Raw genomic sequence first — 725 nt, forward strand, 5'->3', positions numbered from 1 at the left:
CTTGTGGGAACAACTTGTAGTTCGAGTAGTTGGCGTACATGTGACCGTTGCTGCCAACGAACATCACTCCACTGCCGGGAACACGTTCACCAGCGACTTGCTTCGGAGTTAGATTGCCGTCGTACCAAGTCAAGTCAACGCCGGGCATGTCACCGCGGGCAGGGAACTTGTATTTGACTTTCAACCCCAGCGGGCAGGTTTCCGGATGAACCTCAGGCCCTTCGGCTTCACACGACGTCGGATGACGCAGGTTCAGTGCCCAGAATGGCAAGTCCATGTAGTGACACCCCATGTCACCGAGCGTTCCTTGCCCAAAGTCCCACCAACGACGCCACTGCGCTGGGTGGTAACGACCGGCCGCATAGGGACGCTCCGGCGCGCCGCCGAGCCAGAGATCCCAGTCTAGATTCGCAGGAGGCTCTTGTCCTACTTCGGGACGTTCACCACCACCCCATCCTTTGCCGACCCAAACATGAACCTCTTTGATGTCACCGAGCACACCGGCTTGGACGATTTCCACAACGCGGCGATAATTGGGCTCAGCATGGATTTGCGTTCCCATCTGCGTTGCCACGCCTTTGGCTTTGGCTGCTTCGGCGATCACTCGTGCTTCGTGAATGGTGTGCGTCAACGGTTTTTCACAGTAGCAGTGAAGTCCCGCATTAATGGCACGCAGTGACGCCGGAGCATGATGGTGGTCGGTCGTTCCAATCACAATCCCGTCG

Annotated in this window: 1 protein-coding gene; it reads right to left on the reverse strand. The window is 57.4% G+C overall.

The annotated features are described in order from the left end of the window. A partial coding sequence (locus RMSM_RS34085) for a Gfo/Idh/MocA family protein (protein WP_008708441.1) occupies positions 1-725 on the reverse strand: 725 nt, incomplete at both ends.

It is taken from the genome of Rhodopirellula maiorica SM1 (assembly GCF_000346295.1).
GTDB lineage: Bacteria > Planctomycetota > Planctomycetia > Pirellulales > Pirellulaceae > Novipirellula > Novipirellula maiorica.